Source organism: Pseudonocardia xinjiangensis (genome assembly GCF_012911925.1).
GTDB classification, from domain to species: domain Bacteria; phylum Actinomycetota; class Actinomycetes; order Mycobacteriales; family Pseudonocardiaceae; genus Pseudonocardia; species Pseudonocardia xinjiangensis.
On sequence record NZ_JAAXKY010000001.1, the window covers coordinates 200,662 to 216,452 of the forward strand.

Genomic DNA, 15,791 nt, shown 5'->3' on the forward strand with positions numbered 1-15,791 from the left:
GAGCTTGGACTCTTGCTTCACAAGACGACGACGTACGCCTCTCCGAGGTACCGGCGCCCACTCTCCAGGGCGGTGGCGTACTCGTGGAGGTGCTCGCCGCGCATCTCCCGGCGTACACGAAAATGGTGGTGAAGGGGAACCGCGGCGGCCTGCCGGTCCCCCTGACCCTGGGCCCCTCCTGCATCGGGCGCGTGACCGACGTCGCGCCCGACGTGTTCCATGTCATCCCGGGCGACATCGTGCTGGACACGGCGCTGCTCGACGCGGGCGGCGGCGACGAGATCTTGGTGGGCTGGGTCGGCCTGGGCGGTTCCGGCGCCGGCAGCGAGCGCACGGATCGCATGCGTACGGTGTGGCACGACGGCGTCTTCGCGGAGAAGGCGCTCTGCGCCAAGGAGACGATGGTCAAGCTGCCCGGTGCGGAGAACTACCCGGACCCGGCCCGCCTGTCGTTCCTTCCGTGGCTCTGCATCGCCGCCGCGGGCCTGCACGCAGCGGGCCCGCTGACCGGCCGCGACGTCGCGGTGATCGGTGCGACGGGCCAGCTGGGCGGCGCGGCGGTGCTGATGGCGCTGGCGGAAGGCGCGGCGACGGTGACGGCGGTGGGCCGCAACAAGGAGGCGCTAGAACGGCTGGCCGAGCTCGGCCCCCGCGTGCGCATCCACCGGCTGACCGGCGACCGCGCGACGGACGCGGCGGGAATCGGCCCGGTGGACGTGGCCCTCGACGCCCTCGGCGCCACGCCGACGGCGGACGCGACCATGGCCGCATACGACAGCTTGCGGGGGCGCGGCACCCTTGTGCTCATCGGCGGCGTACACCAGGACCTCATTATTCCGTACGGCGACCTGATGCACCGCAGGCTCACCCTGCGCGGCTCCTGGATGAGCGACGAAGAGACGGTGACCACGGTGTGGAACCTGATCCGCTCCGGGCTGCTGGACCTCTCCGCAATCGAGCTGCTGACGGTCGGCCTGGACGACCCGGCGGCCGCCCTCGACCTGGCGGAGCGTACGACAGGCCTCGGCTTCGTAGCCCTCATCCCCTGACCGCACCTTTCAATTCCGGTCGCGAGCGATCTGGAAGAGCCGTCGCGGTCGCCGCGGTCGCACCGAAAACGAGGGTGGCCGGCAGCAGGGCGCCGTTCTTGAGGGTGACGAGCAATGCGGCGCCGACCAGCAGGAACAGCCCAGCCGGCTACCGGTCGCACCACGGCTTCCGCTTTGACACGGAAGAGGTCACTGGTTCAATCCCAGTATCGCCCACCACTCCCATGAAGGCCCCCTGACCAGCACGGACAGGGGGCCTTCGTCATGTCCGGGCGTCGGTCGACTCGGCCCCGTGGGCCCGAAAAGGCACCCGCGGCGCCGTCGTCCGCGTCCTCGTCGTCGAGCGCCCCCAGGACTCGCGACGGGTCATCGGTCCGGCAAGAATCGCCATCGGGTGACGGCGGCGCAGCGCAACCGCTGCGGCCATCGTCAGGCGAGGACGACCGCCGCCAGCGCAACCCAGCCGGACGTCGGTGGAGACACGTCGACGAATGTGGTGACCAGCAGCACCGCCGCCACCACGCCACCGAGGACGGCGTCGGCCACGACCGATGACTCTGCCCCGTCCTGGTCCGCGAGGTTGATGGGCATGGTCGGTGTCCCTTCGGATGAGGGGCGTACGGCGGGGTGCCTACCGTCGCGAGTACGGACACCAATTTCCGCGGGCGTGGGCCGCTCCGGTCTTCGGACAGGCCCGAACGCGCGCTCGTATTCGCTGCGGTCAGCCGGTCACCTCGGCGCGGCGGGAGCGGGCCAGAACCAGCCGGCCGAGGGCCGCGCCGACCAGCCCAAGCACCAGGGCCACAGCGCCACCAGCTACTCCGTTACCGGTGCCGAGACCACCGTCGGCGACCGCCAGATTCACCGCGCCGTTGACCACGCCGGTCAGCCCCGCCACCAGGGCCACGATGGCCCCTCCCTCCCGCCGTTGCCGATACGCCGGTTGGAGCGGGCCAGCGCCAGTCCGCCGATGGTCACGCCGACCAGCGCCACCACTGCAGCCACGCTCGCCCAGATCCGCGCCGGGGTCCCGACGAAGGTGTCGACACCCTGGTTCGCGCATTCAGCCGCGGTCGTACAGATCTGCTCGGCCGCCGGTGCGGCAAGCGCCAACAGAACGGACATGACGTGCTCCTTCTTCTCCTACGATTGGACGTCACCTCATCCCGGTGAGCCAGAGAGCCCGGGCTCTGGACATGCACGGGTACGTGCACGATCCCCGGCTCAGCCCGCCGGAACACCGCTCGTCGCCGTGAACGCCCGAACGCCCCCTCGTTGCGCGGACTCCCGTCCGTACAGGTGCACAGCCAGGATGGTCACCCAGATCCAGGGCGTCACGAGGAAGACCACTGCCAGGGCGTAGGGGTAGCTGCCAACGGCGGAGTTGACGGCGATCAGGGCCGCGAACACCAGCGGGACGGCGGCTCCGTAGAGGGCGTAGAACCAGGCCCATCCCTGGCGTCCGGTGGCGGCGAGTGCCTCGCGATCACAACGCTCATGGCGATGAGGAGGGCAGTGCTGCCCCCCGTGAGGCGTTCTGGACAGCCCCTTGCCAGGTGGTCTGCACCATCTCTGATGCGCCGCCGGGCGGGAAGCCGGCCACCGGGTCCGCGGTCAGCGCGCCGCCGATGACGTACGCCACGCCGAGCAGCCCGAGCAATCGCGGTCCCCACGTCGCGCCCCGGCCCGTCCGCAGCAGCCGTGCGGCCCAGACCGCGAACAGCACCGTGAGCACCCCGACCAGCAGCATGTTCGACCTGTGGATCCAGCCCAGGTCTCCGGCGGTCAGCGCCGTGAAGCGGTGCCGAGCCAGGTCGAACCCGTCGCGGGTCAGCGCCTGGGCCATCGCCACGGTCACGTACACCGGGCCGGCCACGGCGCCGCAAACCAGCAGCGCCCGCGTCGGCAACATCCGTCTCGACATCATGTCCCGGCCGATCGGCGTCGCTTCATGACAACGATCGTGGTCGCCGGACGCGATTCGTGCGTCCGACGGCGGATGTGTCTTCGCCCTGATCCGCTCGGTGTACGGTCAGCCGCCAGTGGTAGGCGTGATCATCCGTTTGTGGTAGCCCCATGCCGCAGGCGCGCGGGCGGCCTCGTTGGCCATGGGCACAGCGTGAGTCCGCGATGTACGGCGTGAACGAGGTGTGCCCTGCGACCTCGATCACGGCCCGGATCACGGCTGTCCGAACGCATCGAGTGCCTGACCCGCAACAGAGACGCAGTCGCCGACTACCTCGACACGGTTCTCAGCGTCAAGTCAGCGAACACGGTCCCAGCATCGATCACCACTCCCATGAAGGCCTCCTGACCAGCACGAACAGGGCGTCGTCGTGTCTCGGGTCGCTCGAGCACGCATTGGACCGCGCTCACCGGCACCCAGGCAGGAGCGGTGCTAGCCGAGGATCGCGCTGATCGCGCTGATCGCGGCGAGGACCACCAGGATGGCTGCCGCCACCCGGGTCACCCAGCGCACCGGCACGAGACCGCGCAGGCGGGCGCCCCCGTAGACCGCGAGCGCGGATACGGCCCACAACGCCAAGACGGCGCCGACGCCCACGGCGAGCGGATCGTCATATCGCGCCGCAAGCGTGACGACGACGATCTGCGTCGGGTCGCCGAACTCCGAGAGCAGGGTGACCCCGAAGCTCGTCGCTATCACACTCCAGCGCGTCCTCGGCGTCTCCTTGACGGTGAGCTCGTCGTCATCGTCGTCCTCGCGGAGAAGCAGCACCGCGCCGACGAGGAAGGTGACGGCCACGATGGCTTCGAGCGGCCGTTCCGGCAGCAGCGCCACGAGGCTCCCGGCGGCGATCGCGAGCCCGACGTGCAGGACCATGGCGGCGCTGACTCCCAGGAGCACCCACCGGGCCGGGAAGCGGGTGCCGAGGACGAGCGTCGCCAAGGCGCTGGTGTCCGCCAACTCCGCAAGGGCGACGATCCCGAAGGTGATAGCAGCGGCGACGCCCACGGGGAGATGATGCTCTCCGCCGAGGTTCAGCCGGTAAGCGGTACGGGAGCTCCTGCCGGATCCGACCATGCTCGTCACTGCCGCGCCCAGGTGAACCGGGCTCACACCACCGGGAGTATCCCGCCGTCGACCCGGAACTCGGCGCCTGTCAGCCACCTGGCGCGGTCCGAGGCCAGGAAGGCGATCATCTCCGCGACGTCCCCGGGGTCGCCGGGGCGGCCCATCGGCACGTCCAGGTGGTCCACGATCTGTTGCTTCACGTCCTCCACGCCGACGCACTGCTGCTCGGCCATGCCCTGCAGATGCTGCAGCGCGCCCTGGGTGACCACGAAGCCCGGCAGGACGCACACCACCCGCACACCGTGCCTACCGACCTCGGTCGCCGGCTCACGGCTGTAGACGTTGAGCGCCGCCTTCGCCGCCGCGTACGACGCCTCGGCCCGCTGCGGCAGCCGGCTCGCGATCGACGACACGTGCCCGACCACACCCGAGCCCCGCTCGACCACCCCGGGACCAGGACCCGGTCGAGCCGGACGGCCGCGAGCAGGTTCAGTCCAGGTCCGCGAGCCACGACTCGTCGGGACGCCTCAGGGTCGGCGCCGGCGCGCTCGCTGCGGCCGCGGCGAGGCGACGGACGGTCGCCTACCCAGGCCGCGGTCGCCCCGGCGCCCCGTCACGTCCAGTGCGCGGCGCAACCGGGAAGCGTTGCTGACCGCGGCGCGGGAGGCGTTCCTTCGGCATGGGGATGACCGTCGCGCTCGAGAGCATGATGGCCACGTCGTCACCGGTCTTCGACGACGCCCGGGCACAGATGGCCCGCGCCCTCGACCGACTCCTCGCGGCCGGAGCGGCGGCCGGCGCCACGCGGATCACGGCGATCCTTTTCGACGGGCTCCGCTACGGCGCTCGCGGTGCCGGCTGAGTCGACTCCCCATCGACGGACTCGGCATCGCCCGCCGTGGAGCGGTGGCCTTGCGGCGACGCCCCCATCGCCGCAAGGCCGCTCAGCCAAGGCGTCACGTCAGGAGGCGATGAACTCGTCGATCTGGTTGATCGCAGCCCTGGAGCCCTCGATCATGCCCATATCCAGCACCTTCTGCAGCCCTTCCGCGGTCTCGTACGTACCCACGTACGTCGCGCGCGTGCGGCCGTCGCGCTCGGTGAAGGTGTAGACGTTCGTCGAGACCGGCATCTCCGGGTTCGGGGTGAAGTCCATGTCGGCGAAGCCGTCCTCGAACGAGAAGCTCCGCGGCTCGTCGACGGCCGTGATCCTCCAGTACCCGGCGAACTTCTCACCCTCCGGGCTGGTCATGAAGTAGTTGACCCGGCCGCCAGGGGTGAAGTCGTGCTCGACGACGGTCGCCGGGTACGACGGCGGACCCCAGACCTTCTCCAGCTGGCGCGGGTCTGCGTACACCTGCCAGATCCGCTCCACGGGTGCGGCGAACTCGGCGGTGATGGTCAGGGTCAGGGCGTCCAGGTCGTGCGTGACGTCGGTGACGGGCATTGTTCAGTCCTCCTGGTCGGGATGGGTTGTGGTGTCGAATGCGATCAGCTCGTCGATGCGCGCGATGCGGCCACGCCAGACCTGTTCCAGCTCGGTGAGCATGGAGGCCACCGACCGCACCGCCCTCACGTCGCCGCTGGCCAGTTGCTCGCGACCGTTGCGCCGCTTGGTGAGCAGGCCGGCCTTCTCCAGCACGGCGACGTGTTTCTGCACCGCGGCGAAGCTCATGTCGTACTTCGCCGCGAGAGCGGAGACCGAGTGCTCCCCGGCCAGCACCCTGCGCATGATGTCGCGCCTGGTCCGGTCGGCGAGCGCATGGAACAGGGCGTCGGCCCGCTCCTCGTCGTCCTCGCTCACGCGACAAACATACAACTAATCGGTTGTACGTTGTCAAGAGGCTTCCCTGCGACTGGCTCCCGGGTCAGTCCGATGCAGCCAGGCCGTCGGTGCGCCGCGCCCGAAGGGCGGCGAGCTGGACGAGCGCGATGGCGGCCGGCGCGAAGAACAGCCCGATCGACAAGCCGGTGACCACGACGTACACGCTGAGCAGCAGCGCACACACGACGGTGAGAACCCGGATCCCGAGCGTCGCGACGTGCAGCACGAGCGGGATGGCTGTGAGCACCAGGGGCACTGCGGCGAACGTCAGGAGGGCCGGGAGGTCCGCCGCCCCGAGGCTCGTCGCGAGGAAGGCCACGCCGATCTCGCCGAGGAGGGCCAGCACGAGCGCGGCCCGAGCCGTCCACACGTCGATCCGCTCCGCCGACTCTCCCCCGCTGGCCCGGAGACCGACGACCACGGCGACGACGAGCAGGACGAGGAGCCCGATCCCGACCATCGCGGCCACCTTCTTTCGCTCCGACGTGCATGCTGCCACACAGGAGCCCTGGATGTCCGGAAGATCCTGATTACGGAGAATCACGTGAAGCGCTGATCACGAGCGCGTTTCGTCCCGTCCAGGTTGCTTGACACGACGCCTGCCGATCTCAGTACTATGTCACATACTACAGTTTTGGCGGCGCTGCCGAATTCGCGCGACCGCCGAATTCCGCTCCCCCGAAACGGAGAAGGATGTTCGCACTCATCGGCGTTGCGCTGGTGATAGTCGGGTTCGCGCTGCGCATCAACCCACTGCTGGTCGTCACGGTGGCCGGCATCGCCACCGCCGCTATTGCCGGAATCGGTCCGGTCGAGATACTCGACGCGTTCGGTACGGGTTTCGCCGGCAGCCGGTCGGTCACCACCTTCGTGATCGTGCTGCCGGTGATCGGGCTCATCGAGCGGTACGGGCTGCAGGACCAGGCGAAACACCTGATCGGCAAGCTCAGCAAGCTGACGACCGGACGCCTGCTGGCGGCCTACCTGTTCATCCGGCAGGTCACAGCGGCCGTCGGCCTCAACAGCATCGGCGGTCCGGCACAGACGGTACGGCCGCTCGTCTACCCGATGGCCGAGGGGGCCGCCGTGCAGAAGTACGGCGACCTGCCCGAGAAGATGACCGAGAAGATCAAGGGACACGCTGCCGGGGCGGACAACGTCGGCGTGTTCTTCGGCGAGGACATCTTCGTGGCCATCGGCTCGATCCTGCTGATCACGAGCTTCGTCGACACCACCTACAACCTCACCCTCGAACCGCTCGCACTCGCGCTCTGGGCCATTCCCACCGGAGTCGCGGCGCTGCTCATACACGGCACCAGACTTTTGCTGCTCGACCGGCAGCTCTCCCGGATGGCCTTCCTGCCCGCTCCCCCGAAGGGCCTCGCACGTGTTGACGAATGAATGGCTCTACTGGCTGATCGGGGCGTTCTTCATCGGCGTCGCCGTGCATATCCTGAACAATCCCGAGAATCCCAGGCGGATCGCCAGCGGAACGTTCTGGGGGCTGCTCGGGGTCAGCTTCGGCTACGGCACGTTCGTGCAGTCGAAGCAGGCACCGGCCTGGATCCTCGGCATCGTCGTGCTCGTGATGGTGGCACTGGCCGGCTTCGGCCTGACCGCGAGATCGCCGGAGAAGACGACCACACCCGGGGAGCGGGCCGATTCGGCCCGCCGCTTCGGCAACAAGCTGTTCATCCCCGCCCTGCTCGTGCCCGTCGTGACGGTGCTGGTGGCCACCGTCGGGCCGCTGATCACGATCGGCGGCACTCCCCTGCTCGCGGACGGGAGCGCCACCCTGACCGGCCTGGGCGTGAGCGCGATCATCGCCGTCGTGGTCGCCGTGCTGATCCTGCGGCCACCCAGCCTCGGCACGCCGCTGCACGAGAGCGGTCGCCTGCTCGAGGCGATCGGCTGGGCAGCCCTGCTCCCCCAGATGCTCTCGACGCTGGGCATCCTCTTCACCCAGGCCGGTGTCGGCAAGGCCGTCGGCACGATCGCCGGCTGGGTCCTCCCCGAGGGGTCGCTGTTCGCCGCAGTGGTCGTCTACGCGGTCGGCATGGCGGTCTTCACCATCATCATGGGCAACGCCTTCGCGGCGTTCCCGATCATGACCGCCGCCGTCGGATGGCCGGTGCTCGTCCAGACGTTCGGTGGCAACCCGGCGGCGGTCTTCGCGATCGGCATGCTCTCCGGGTTCTGCGGGACGCTCGCCACGCCGATGGCGGCCAACTTCAACCTGGTCCCGGCCGCCTTGCTGGAGATGAAGGACAAGTACGGGCCGATCAAAGCGCAGTTGCCGACCGCCGGTCTGCTCCTGCTCGTCAACGTAGGGATCATGTACTTTGTCGCATTCTGACGATCGCAGGAGATGGGCCGACGGGTTCGCGGCGGTCGCGCTCGACAACCTCACCCGGCGCTACCCCTACGAGGCCCACCACGCGACGGGCAGCGCCGATGACCGCGCCCTGCCGATCGAGCTGCATCCCGCGTTCGCCACCTCCTACGACTGGCACTCGTGCGTGCACATGCATTGGCTGAGCGCACGGCTGCTGGCGTTCGGCGTCGACCGGGATCTGGAAGCGCGGCTCGGGGAGCTCCTCGCGGGGAACCTCACCGCCGCGAACCTCCACGCCGAGGCCGCCTACCTCGCCGCGCACCCGCGCTACGAACGGCCGTACGGCTGGGCGTGGGCGATGCGGCTGGCCGTGGAGCTCACCGCATCGCCCGTCGAGGCGCTGCGTGCCCTCGCTCCGAACGTCACGCCGCTGGTGGAGGCCATCGACGAGCTGACGAGAGCGTGGCTCGAGAAGGCGGCGGCTCCCGTCCGCCACGGCGTGCACAGCAACTCCGCCTACGGGCTGGTCATGATCCTCGACGCGGCTCGCGCGCTGGGGCGCACGGCACTGGAGGACGCGTGCGTCGCCACCGCACGCACGTGGTTCCTCGGCGACCGCGACTGGCCGGCGGACTGGGAACGCAGCGGCCAGGACTTCCTCTCCCCCGGGCTGGCCGAGGCCGACCTGATGCGGCTGGTCCTCACCCCGGACGAGTTCGCCGAGTGGTGCACCGGCTTCCTCGGCACCGCGCGACCGGACAGCCCGATCTTCGCCCCTGCCGGGGTCGTCGACGAGAGCGACGGGCAGCAGGTGCACCTGTTCGGGCTCAACCTCCACCGCGTGGCCGCCGGCGCCCGCATCGCGGAGGTGCTGCTTCCCCGGACCGGGGCTCCCGCCGAGCTCGGCCGGCGTCTCGTGGCGAGCGGGCCGCAGATGCTCGCGGCCGGGCTGGCCGCGAGCGTCTCCGACGAGTACATGTCCACCCACTGGCTGGCGACCTTCGCCTGGGAGGCGCTGGAGGCGATCGAGGCGGCGGCGCCGCGGGGCTGACCCCGCACCCGGCCGAGTTGCAGCAAAGCCACTTTCCTGCAACCTCGTTGCATGAACGTGGCTTTGCTGCAATCCCGGGGGCGCCTCACGAGCGCCGGTCGGCGGCGGTGCGCGGGACGCTCCCGGCGATGAGCACGGCGGCCACGACGGCGACGAGCGCGAGCACCACGAACACCGCGGGGTATCCGCCGAGCACCTCGGCCAGCGCGGCCCCGGCCCACGGGGCGAGGGCCGTGGCCAGCATCGCGGGGGCGGACAGCAGGCCGCCGAGACGGCCGTAGTGCGCCGTGCCCCAGCGGTCGGTGATCGCCGTGGCCTGCAGCAGAGTGAACAGGCCACGAGCGGCGCCGGCCAGCATGGCGGCGGCGACGAGCAGCGCCGGGGGGCCGGGCAGCACGGCGAGCAGGCCCGTCGCGAGTGCGGTGCCGGCGAGGACGAGCACCGAGCGGGTGCGCACGCCGGTGGTCGCGACCAGTCCGGCGTAACCGAGCCTGCCGAGCACCTGTCCCACCCCGCCCAGGCCGAGCGCCCACGCCGCGGCGCTCGTGGAGAGACCACGCTCGATGAGCAGCGGAACCTGGTTCACCACCACAGCGAACGCGGTGAACGCCCCCAGCCCGACCGCGGCGACCAGGAGCACGAAGTGCCGGCTGCGGGCAACCGCTCCGGGATCGTGGGCGGTCTCGGCGACGGACTCCGGTCGGGGCCAGGGACCGCGCAGCCCGAACAGGTGGGCGGGGATCGTGATCACGGCGAGGATCCCCGCCAGGACGAGGTACGTGTCGCGCCAGTCCAGCCGCTCGACGAGGGCCGCGGTGAGCGGGGCGAAGATCGTGCTGGCCAGCCCGGCGAGCAGGGTGAGCCAGGTCAGCGCGGTGACCCGGCGCGGTCCCCACCAGCGGGTGAGGGCGGCGAAGGCGGGTTGGTAGAGCACCGCGGCCATCGACACGCCGGCCAGCGTCCAGGCGGCGAAGAACCAGGGCAGCGTGGTCGCCCTCGCGATCCCCACCACGGCCGGCACCCCGAGCACCGACCCCACCGTCATCACCGGCCACGGGCCCGAGCGGTCGAGCCAGCGCCCGGCCGGGATCCCGACGGCAGCGGAGACGACCAGGCCCGTGGAGAACGCGGCGGTGATCGTGCTGATCGACCACCCGGTGTCGGCGGCGATGCTCGGAGCCAGCACCGGGAACGCGTAGTAGAGCACGCCCCAGCTGGTGATCTCGGTGACGCAGAGGACCACGAGGACCCGACGGAGCCCGGCTCGGGACAGTGCGTCGGATCCCGTCGTGGTCACCCTGACCAGGCTGCACAACTCGACCGGCCCCGTCGAGATGGACCGATTGCCGGTCGCTCAGTTCAGCGGCGCCGCCGCGGCCCGGCGATGGAGATCGAGCAGGCGCGCGGGCAGCTCTGCCGGATCGAGGCGCCCGGCCCGGATCCAGGAGGCGAGCGCGTCGACATCCGCCGAGGTCCGCAGGGGCCCGACCCGGACGGCGACGCCGGTGGGTCGGCGCCGGGCGTCACAGGCCTGCACGAGCACCACCGGCGCCGTGGCCCTCATCGCGCAGGCAGGGCCGTCGAACAGGCAGCCGGTGGTGACGAGCACGCCGTAGCGGCTCGTCCGGACCGCGCTGCGCAGCGCGTCGAGGAGCGGCGCCGCGACCGTCCCCTCGTCACCGGTCCCGCAGCCGGGGGCGGTGCAGAGGACCGCCGTGAACCCCGTCGCAGACGCCTGGGACATCGTCCTACCCCCCGGAAACAAAATGACAATCGTTCTCGTTAAGGAGCACAGTAGCAGTCCGGAGCTCGACCAAGGGAGATCACGATGCGTCCCGACATCCACCCCGCCTACCAGCCCGTCGTCTACCAGGACCGGGCCACCGGCGACGCGTTCCTGACGCGCTCGACGGCGACCTCCGGCGACACCGTCGAGTGGGAGGACGGCAACACCTACCCGCTGATCCGGGTGGACATCACGGCGTACTCGCACCCGTACTGGACCGGCGCGGCGCGCGTGCTCGACTCGGCCGGAGCGGTCGAGAAGTTCCGTCGCCGCTACGGCGAGCGTGGCGGACGCAGCTGACGTCGCGGGGCCCGCGTCCGACGGCCGGGCGCGGGCCCGTCAGGGCGCCGGCAGGATCTGACGCGGCAGCAGCTCACTGACGGTGGTGCCGTTGCGCTCGTCGCGGGCCTTCCACTCCCGCGGGTAGCCGAGCGACGCCTCGACGAAGCGCACCCCGTCCTCCCAGGTCACCCGGGGGATGTGCAGGTGCCCGTAGACCACGGCGGCGGCCCGGAAGCGGACGTGCCAGTCGGCCGTGCGCTCGGAGCCGCACCAGAGTGCGAACTCCGGGTACGTCAGCACCCTCGTGGGGAGCCGGGTCAGCGGCCAGTGGTTCACCAGCACCGTCGGGATGTCCGGATTCACCTGCGCGAGCCGGCGCTCCGACTCCTCGATCCGCGCGGCGGACCACGCGGCCCGGTCCGGGAACGGATCCGCGTAGAGCAGGTGCTCGTCCGTGCAGACCACCCCCGCCGCGTACGCCGCCTCGAGGCCCTCCGCCGACGTCGTGGTGCCCTCGGGCAGGAACGAGTAGTCGTACAGCGTGAACAGGGGCGCGATCGTCGCCGGGCCGCCCGCCCCGTCCCAGACCGCGAACGGGTCCTCCGGGGTGAGCACGTCGATGGCCCGGCACGTCTCGACGAGCAACCGGTAGCGCTCCTCACCGCGCAGCGGTACCGGGTCCTTCGAGCGCGTCCACAGCTCGTGGTTGCCCGGCACCCAGATCACCCGGGCGAACCGCCCCCGGAGCAGGGCCAGCGCCCACTCGACGTCCCCGATCTCCTCCGCGACGTCACCCGCGACGATCAGCCAGTCGCCGTCCGAGGTCGGCTGCAGACCCTCCACGATGGCGCGGTTGTCCCGGTGATGGACGTGGAGGTCACTGACGGCCAGCAGCCGCGGGATGGTCACACGTCAGTCGTACCGGACGCCGGTGCCGCTCGCGCGCGTCGACCCCCACCCTGTCCCATCCCGGCCGCATCGCCGGAATGGGGCGGTACCGTCGATCACGAGCGATGGGGGGCACGATGCCAGGTGTAGGTGATGCGCGGCAGGCGCTCCGGTGGGGGCTGCGACACGGGCTGGTCCGGCGCACGCTCCTGCGGAAGATGCGCGACGGCGATCTGAGCGCGCAGCTCATGTTCGACCGGGAGATGATCGCCGACCCGTTCCCGCACTACGACGTCCTGCGCGAGCAGGGGCGCCTGGTCGACAACGGCCTCGTCCTCAACACGGCGCACCACGACATCGCCACCGCCGTCCTGCGCAGCCCCGACTTCGGCGTGGTCGGCGGCCCGAGCGGGCAGGCCCCCGCCGCGTTGCGGTTCGCCGTACGCGCCGCAGGCCGGGGACCCGTCGGACCGGTGGAGCCCCCGTCGATGCTCGCCGTGGACCCACCCGACCACACCCGCTTCCGCAAGCTCGTCACCAGGGCGTTCAGCGCCCGGGCCGTGGCCGCCCTGCGCAGCCGCACGGAGGAGGTGGCAGAGGAGCTCCTCGACGAGATGGCCGCGCGCGGCCACAACGCCGACCTCGTCGCCGACTACGCGAGCCTGCTGCCGGCCACCGTGATCGCCGAGATGCTCGGCGCGCCCGTCGAGATGCGCAGGCAGTTCCTCGAGTGGGGCGCCGGCGGCGCGGCGTCACTGGACACCGGCCTTCCCTACCGCGAGTTCCGACGCTCCGAGCAGCAGCTCGAGGCCATGCAGAACTGGATGCTCGGCCACTTCGACCACATCCGCCGCCACCCCGCCGACACCATCCTCTCCGCACTGGTGCACGCGCACGCCGAGGAGGGGCGCCTCACCGAGGACGAGGTCGCCAGCATCGCCATCCTGCTGCTCGCCGCCGGGTTCGAGACCACGGTCAACCTCATCGGCAACGGCGCCGCACTGCTCGACGGCCACCCTGAGCAACTCGCCCTGCTCCGCGCCGAGCCCGGGCGCTGGGGCAACGCCGTCGAGGAGATCCTCCGGCACGACTCCCCCGTGCAGCGGACCGGCCGGTTCGCAGGCCGCGACACCGAGGTGGCCGGCGAACACGTCCGGACCGGGCAGGTCGTCCTGGTGCTGCTGGGGGGCGCCAACCGCGACCCCGCGGTCTTCACCGACCCCGGCCGCTTCGACATCACCCGCGAGAACGCCGACGACCACCTGGCCTTCTCCAGCGGCATCCACTACTGCCTCGGGGCGGCGCTGGCGAAGATGGAGGGCGAGGTGGCGCTGCGCGCGCTGTTCGACCGCTTCCCCGACCTCACCCTCAACGGCCCCCCGCACCGCCGTCCCACCCGCGTCCTGCGCGGGTACGACGCGATGCCGGTGCGGCTGTCCTCGGCCACGGTCGACGCCTGACGCCGGTTCAGCCTCCGCCGAACCAACCGGGGACGTCGAGACGGAACGGGGTGGACCCGGTCATCGCACGCAGGTCGGCCTCGAGCGCGCGCAGCCGCTCCACGCCGAGCGTGTCGGCCCACTCGGCGCGCAGCGCGTCGAAGATCCGGGCGGAGCGCGCGAGGGAGTCGGCCCCACGGGCGGTGAGCCGCAGGACCTTGCGGCGCGCGTCGGCCGGGTCCGCGGTGCGCTGCAGGTAGCCGAGACGTTCCAGCGCCTCGACGTGCTTGGCGGCGGCCTGCTTCGTGATGCCCAGCCGACGGCCGAGCTCGACGGCAGTGGTGCCGTCCGGGCCGACCGCCTGCAGGACGAAGCCGTGCACGGGCCGGACGTCGGGATGCCCCTGGCGGGCGAGCTCGGCGTGCAGCCCGTCGATCAGCACCCGGAACCCGAGCAGCAGGCGCAGCGGCAGCTCGAAGCCCGGCGGCTCAGTTGACACGATCGACAACCACGTTCACTATTTCGACAACCACGTTGTCCATCATAGGAGTACCGGCCATGCACGTCATCCGCCACGCCGACAGCCGTCGCACCGCCACCCCGAACGCCGTGATGACCACCCATGCCTCCCCCACCCAGGGCGGCAGCGCGCTCGCGGTCTGGCGGGTGGAGATGGCCGCAGGCGCGGCAGGTCCGCAGCACTCGTTCGACGTCGAGCAGGTGTGGACCGCACTCGACGGCGCCGCCACCGTGGACCTGGACGGCGAGACGCTCACCGTCCAGGTCGGCGACACCGTGGTGATGCCGGTCGGGGTGCAGCGCCGGGTGCACGCCGATGCCACGGCCGGGTTCACCGCGGTCGTGGCCGCACCTGCCGGCGCCCGGGCGACCGTGCCCGGCGGGGATCCGGTGCTGCCGGCGTGGATCGCCTGAGGTCCGGACACCGGCGCCGCACCCACCGGGTGGCCACCGTGCACACGTCAGGACGTGCGCACGGTGGCCAGGGGGTGTGCGTGGTGCCCACCGGTCACCCGCCGAGGGCCGCGAGCGCGGTCTCGGCCTGGCGGTGCAGTGCCGCCAGGCGGGCCGCTCCGCCGTCCTCCTCGGCGCCACCCATCACACCGCCGGCGTAACGGCTGTAGACCCCCGCGCCGATGCAGGCCGACCGCCAGCGGGCGAAGGCCACGTAGAAGTCGAGGTGTGAGACGTCCCGGCCGGAGCGCTCGGCATAGCGCTCCACCAACTCGGCGCGCTCGGCGTACCCCGCCACCAGGCTCGGCCCCGTGATCGTGGGCGGCACCGCGTCGCCGGGACGGCCCCACGACGCGATCAGCCACCCCAGGTCGGCCAGCGGGTCGCCGAGCGTGGCGAGCTCCCAGTCGAACACCGCGCGCACCCGGCCGTCCGGACCGACGGCCAGGTTGCCGAGCCGGAAGTCACCGTGCGCGATCCGCACGTCCGACGGGGGCAACGCCGCCGCCTGCTGGACCAGCCGCTCGTGCACGGCGTCCACTGTGGACAGATCCGGCACCGCCGACTCGTGCACCTGACGGTGCCAGCGCCGCAGCTGCCGTTCCAGGTAGCTCCCGGAACGCCGGAAATCCCCCAGACCGACCGCGTCGGGGTCCACGGCGTGCAGAGCGGCCAGGACGTCGACGGCGTCGAGTCCCGCGGTGCGCCGGGGCGGGCCCGGATCGAGCCGGTGTCCCGACGCCTCGTCGCCGAGTACCACGCCGTCGACGAACTCCATGAGGTAGAACTCGGCGCCGATGACGTCGGGGTCGGCGCAGTAGGCGACCGGCGGCGGCACCGGCACCGCGGTGGGCGCCAGCGCCGTGATGAACCGCCACTCGCGGCTCATGTCGTGGGCGGTGGCGAGCACCATGCCGGTCGGCGGACGCCGCAGTGCCCAGCGCCCGCCTGCGGCATCGGTGATCCGGTAGGTGAGGTTCGAGTGCCCCCCGGAGATGCGTTCGATGCCGACGGGCTCGTCGCCCACCGGCAGCTGGGGTACCTCGGCACGCAGCCACTCGGTCAGGGGACCGGGCGGCACGGCCTCGATCTCCGGTGATCGGCTCATCCCACCATCCAATCCCCCCACC

General features: G+C 71.4%; 21 protein-coding genes and 1 pseudogene. 8 read left to right on the forward strand and 14 right to left on the reverse strand.

The window, feature by feature from the left end; translation table 11 throughout:
- Positions 1 to 83 precede the first annotated feature (83 nt).
- A complete protein-coding gene (locus HF577_RS00965; protein WP_312858857.1) occupies positions 84 to 1,049 on the forward strand; it encodes a zinc-binding dehydrogenase in 966 nt (321 codons plus the stop codon).
- A 429-nt stretch (positions 1,050 to 1,478) separates the two neighbouring features.
- Here the strand turns inward: HF577_RS00965 and HF577_RS00970 are convergent, their stop codons facing one another.
- From HF577_RS00970 to HF577_RS00995, 6 genes and pseudogenes are all read right to left on the reverse strand, one after another.
- Positions 1,479 to 1,640: a hypothetical protein gene (locus HF577_RS00970; RefSeq protein ID WP_169393746.1), complete on the reverse strand. Its 162-nt coding sequence runs from the start codon at positions 1,638 to 1,640 to the stop codon at positions 1,479 to 1,481.
- Between the two features lie 130 nt (positions 1,641 to 1,770).
- Positions 1,771 to 2,174, reverse strand: a pseudogene (locus HF577_RS40050) (DUF6223 family protein).
- A gap of 99 nt (positions 2,175 to 2,273) precedes the next feature.
- Positions 2,274 to 2,459, reverse strand: a complete 186-nt coding sequence (locus HF577_RS00980; RefSeq protein ID WP_169393747.1) for a hypothetical protein — start codon at positions 2,457 to 2,459, stop codon at positions 2,274 to 2,276.
- 85 nt (positions 2,460 to 2,544) lie between these two features.
- A complete protein-coding gene (locus HF577_RS00985) occupies positions 2,545 to 2,961 on the reverse strand; it encodes a DUF998 domain-containing protein (protein WP_169393748.1) in 417 nt (138 codons plus the stop codon).
- A gap of 486 nt (positions 2,962 to 3,447) precedes the next feature.
- The gene (locus HF577_RS00990; RefSeq protein ID WP_312858860.1) at positions 3,448 to 4,023 is read right to left on the reverse strand and encodes a TMEM165/GDT1 family protein; all 576 of its coding nucleotides are present in this window, start codon (positions 4,021 to 4,023) and stop codon (positions 3,448 to 3,450) included.
- A 101-nt stretch (positions 4,024 to 4,124) separates the two neighbouring features.
- Positions 4,125 to 4,529, reverse strand: coding sequence for an SDR family oxidoreductase (locus HF577_RS00995; RefSeq protein WP_169393749.1), 405 nt, complete (start codon positions 4,527 to 4,529; stop codon positions 4,125 to 4,127).
- Positions 4,530 to 4,762: 233 nt separating this feature from the next.
- On the opposite strand from HF577_RS00995, the gene HF577_RS01000 reads away from it, so the two are divergent.
- Positions 4,763 to 4,945 (forward strand): hypothetical protein, encoded by a 183-nt coding sequence (locus HF577_RS01000; RefSeq protein ID WP_211173597.1) that lies wholly within the window; start codon positions 4,763 to 4,765, stop codon positions 4,943 to 4,945.
- Positions 4,946 to 5,044: 99 nt separating this feature from the next.
- Here HF577_RS01000 and HF577_RS01005 read toward each other — a convergent pair whose 3' ends face one another.
- The 3 genes from HF577_RS01005 to HF577_RS01015 form a co-directional block, all read right to left on the reverse strand.
- Positions 5,045 to 5,530: an SRPBCC family protein gene (locus tag HF577_RS01005; protein WP_169393750.1), complete on the reverse strand. Its 486-nt coding sequence runs from the start codon at positions 5,528 to 5,530 to the stop codon at positions 5,045 to 5,047.
- A gap of 3 nt (positions 5,531 to 5,533) precedes the next feature.
- Positions 5,534 to 5,887, reverse strand: coding sequence for an ArsR/SmtB family transcription factor (locus HF577_RS01010; protein ID WP_169393751.1), 354 nt, complete (start codon positions 5,885 to 5,887; stop codon positions 5,534 to 5,536).
- Between the two features lie 64 nt (positions 5,888 to 5,951).
- Complete coding sequence (locus HF577_RS01015) at positions 5,952 to 6,368, reverse strand: hypothetical protein (protein WP_169393752.1); 417 nt, start codon at positions 6,366 to 6,368, stop codon at positions 5,952 to 5,954.
- A gap of 233 nt (positions 6,369 to 6,601) precedes the next feature.
- Between HF577_RS01015 and HF577_RS01020 the strand changes: the two genes are divergently transcribed.
- Genes HF577_RS01020 through HF577_RS01030 form a run of 3 tightly spaced genes read left to right on the forward strand, consistent with a single transcriptional unit; the run spans position 6,602 to position 9,294 of the window.
- The gene (locus HF577_RS01020; protein ID WP_169393753.1) at positions 6,602 to 7,309 is read left to right on the forward strand and encodes a DUF969 domain-containing protein; all 708 of its coding nucleotides are present in this window, start codon (positions 6,602 to 6,604) and stop codon (positions 7,307 to 7,309) included.
- Positions 7,296 to 8,264, forward strand: a complete 969-nt coding sequence (locus HF577_RS01025; RefSeq protein ID WP_169393754.1) for a DUF979 domain-containing protein — start codon at positions 7,296 to 7,298, stop codon at positions 8,262 to 8,264. The genes HF577_RS01020 and HF577_RS01025 overlap by 14 nt, the downstream gene beginning before the upstream one ends.
- Positions 8,251 to 9,294: a DUF2891 family protein gene (locus HF577_RS01030; RefSeq protein ID WP_169393755.1), complete on the forward strand. Its 1,044-nt coding sequence runs from the start codon at positions 8,251 to 8,253 to the stop codon at positions 9,292 to 9,294. The genes HF577_RS01025 and HF577_RS01030 overlap by 14 nt, the downstream gene beginning before the upstream one ends.
- Positions 9,295 to 9,379: 85 nt before the next feature.
- Here HF577_RS01030 and HF577_RS01035 read toward each other — a convergent pair whose 3' ends face one another.
- Together HF577_RS01035 and HF577_RS01040 are read right to left on the reverse strand one after the other, a co-directional pair.
- Positions 9,380 to 10,591, reverse strand: coding sequence for an MFS transporter (locus HF577_RS01035; RefSeq protein ID WP_312858861.1), 1,212 nt, complete (start codon positions 10,589 to 10,591; stop codon positions 9,380 to 9,382).
- Positions 10,592 to 10,648: 57 nt separating this feature from the next.
- Complete coding sequence (locus HF577_RS01040; protein ID WP_169393756.1) at positions 10,649 to 11,038, reverse strand: hypothetical protein; 390 nt, start codon at positions 11,036 to 11,038, stop codon at positions 10,649 to 10,651.
- An 84-nt stretch (positions 11,039 to 11,122) separates the two neighbouring features.
- On the opposite strand from HF577_RS01040, the gene HF577_RS01045 reads away from it, so the two are divergent.
- The gene (locus HF577_RS01045; protein ID WP_169393757.1) at positions 11,123 to 11,380 is read left to right on the forward strand and encodes a type B 50S ribosomal protein L31; all 258 of its coding nucleotides are present in this window, start codon (positions 11,123 to 11,125) and stop codon (positions 11,378 to 11,380) included.
- Positions 11,381 to 11,419: 39 nt separating this feature from the next.
- On the opposite strand, the gene HF577_RS01050 is transcribed toward HF577_RS01045, so the two are convergent.
- Positions 11,420 to 12,271 carry a metallophosphoesterase family protein gene (locus tag HF577_RS01050; protein WP_169393758.1) on the reverse strand — a complete coding sequence of 284 codons (852 nt, stop codon included), beginning with the start codon at positions 12,269 to 12,271 and terminating at the stop codon, positions 11,420 to 11,422.
- A 116-nt stretch (positions 12,272 to 12,387) separates the two neighbouring features.
- On the opposite strand from HF577_RS01050, the gene HF577_RS01055 reads away from it, so the two are divergent.
- Entirely contained in the window at positions 12,388 to 13,710 is a 1,323-nt protein-coding gene (locus HF577_RS01055; protein ID WP_211173599.1) for a cytochrome P450, read from the forward strand.
- A gap of 7 nt (positions 13,711 to 13,717) precedes the next feature.
- Here the strand turns inward: HF577_RS01055 and HF577_RS01060 are convergent, their stop codons facing one another.
- Positions 13,718 to 14,188 carry a MarR family winged helix-turn-helix transcriptional regulator gene (locus tag HF577_RS01060; RefSeq protein WP_312858862.1) on the reverse strand — a complete coding sequence of 157 codons (471 nt, stop codon included), beginning with the start codon at positions 14,186 to 14,188 and terminating at the stop codon, positions 13,718 to 13,720.
- 59 nt (positions 14,189 to 14,247) lie between these two features.
- On the opposite strand from HF577_RS01060, the gene HF577_RS01065 reads away from it, so the two are divergent.
- The gene (locus HF577_RS01065; RefSeq protein ID WP_169393760.1) at positions 14,248 to 14,622 is read left to right on the forward strand and encodes a cupin domain-containing protein; all 375 of its coding nucleotides are present in this window, start codon (positions 14,248 to 14,250) and stop codon (positions 14,620 to 14,622) included.
- Between the two features lie 94 nt (positions 14,623 to 14,716).
- Here the strand turns inward: HF577_RS01065 and HF577_RS01070 are convergent.
- Positions 14,717 to 15,791, reverse strand: a 1,075-nt coding sequence (locus HF577_RS01070; protein ID WP_312858863.1) for a phosphotransferase family protein, incomplete at its 5' end; no start/stop codon positions are given.

Excerpts from the sequence above, each read along its gene's own strand:
- HF577_RS01015 (WP_169393752.1), bottom strand. The coding sequence starts at position 6,368 with ATGGTCGGGATCGGGCTCCTCGTCCTGCTCGTCGTCGCCGTGGTCGTC.
- HF577_RS00970 (WP_169393746.1), bottom strand. The coding sequence starts at position 1,640 with ATGCCCATCAACCTCGCGGACCAGGACGGGGCAGAGTCATCGGTCGTG.
- HF577_RS01065 (WP_169393760.1), top strand. The coding sequence starts at position 14,248 with ATGCACGTCATCCGCCACGCCGACAGCCGTCGCACCGCCACCCCGAAC.
- HF577_RS01045 (WP_169393757.1), top strand. The coding sequence starts at position 11,123 with ATGCGTCCCGACATCCACCCCGCCTACCAGCCCGTCGTCTACCAGGAC.
- HF577_RS01005 (WP_169393750.1), bottom strand. The coding sequence starts at position 5,530 with ATGCCCGTCACCGACGTCACGCACGACCTGGACGCCCTGACCCTGACC.
- HF577_RS00985 (WP_169393748.1), bottom strand. The coding sequence starts at position 2,961 with ATGTTGCCGACGCGGGCGCTGCTGGTTTGCGGCGCCGTGGCCGGCCCG.
- HF577_RS01020 (WP_169393753.1), top strand. The coding sequence starts at position 6,602 with ATGTTCGCACTCATCGGCGTTGCGCTGGTGATAGTCGGGTTCGCGCTG.
- HF577_RS01040 (WP_169393756.1), bottom strand. The coding sequence starts at position 11,038 with ATGTCCCAGGCGTCTGCGACGGGGTTCACGGCGGTCCTCTGCACCGCC.
- HF577_RS01000 (WP_211173597.1), top strand. The coding sequence starts at position 4,763 with ATGGGGATGACCGTCGCGCTCGAGAGCATGATGGCCACGTCGTCACCG.
- HF577_RS01055 (WP_211173599.1), top strand. The coding sequence starts at position 12,388 with ATGCCAGGTGTAGGTGATGCGCGGCAGGCGCTCCGGTGGGGGCTGCGA.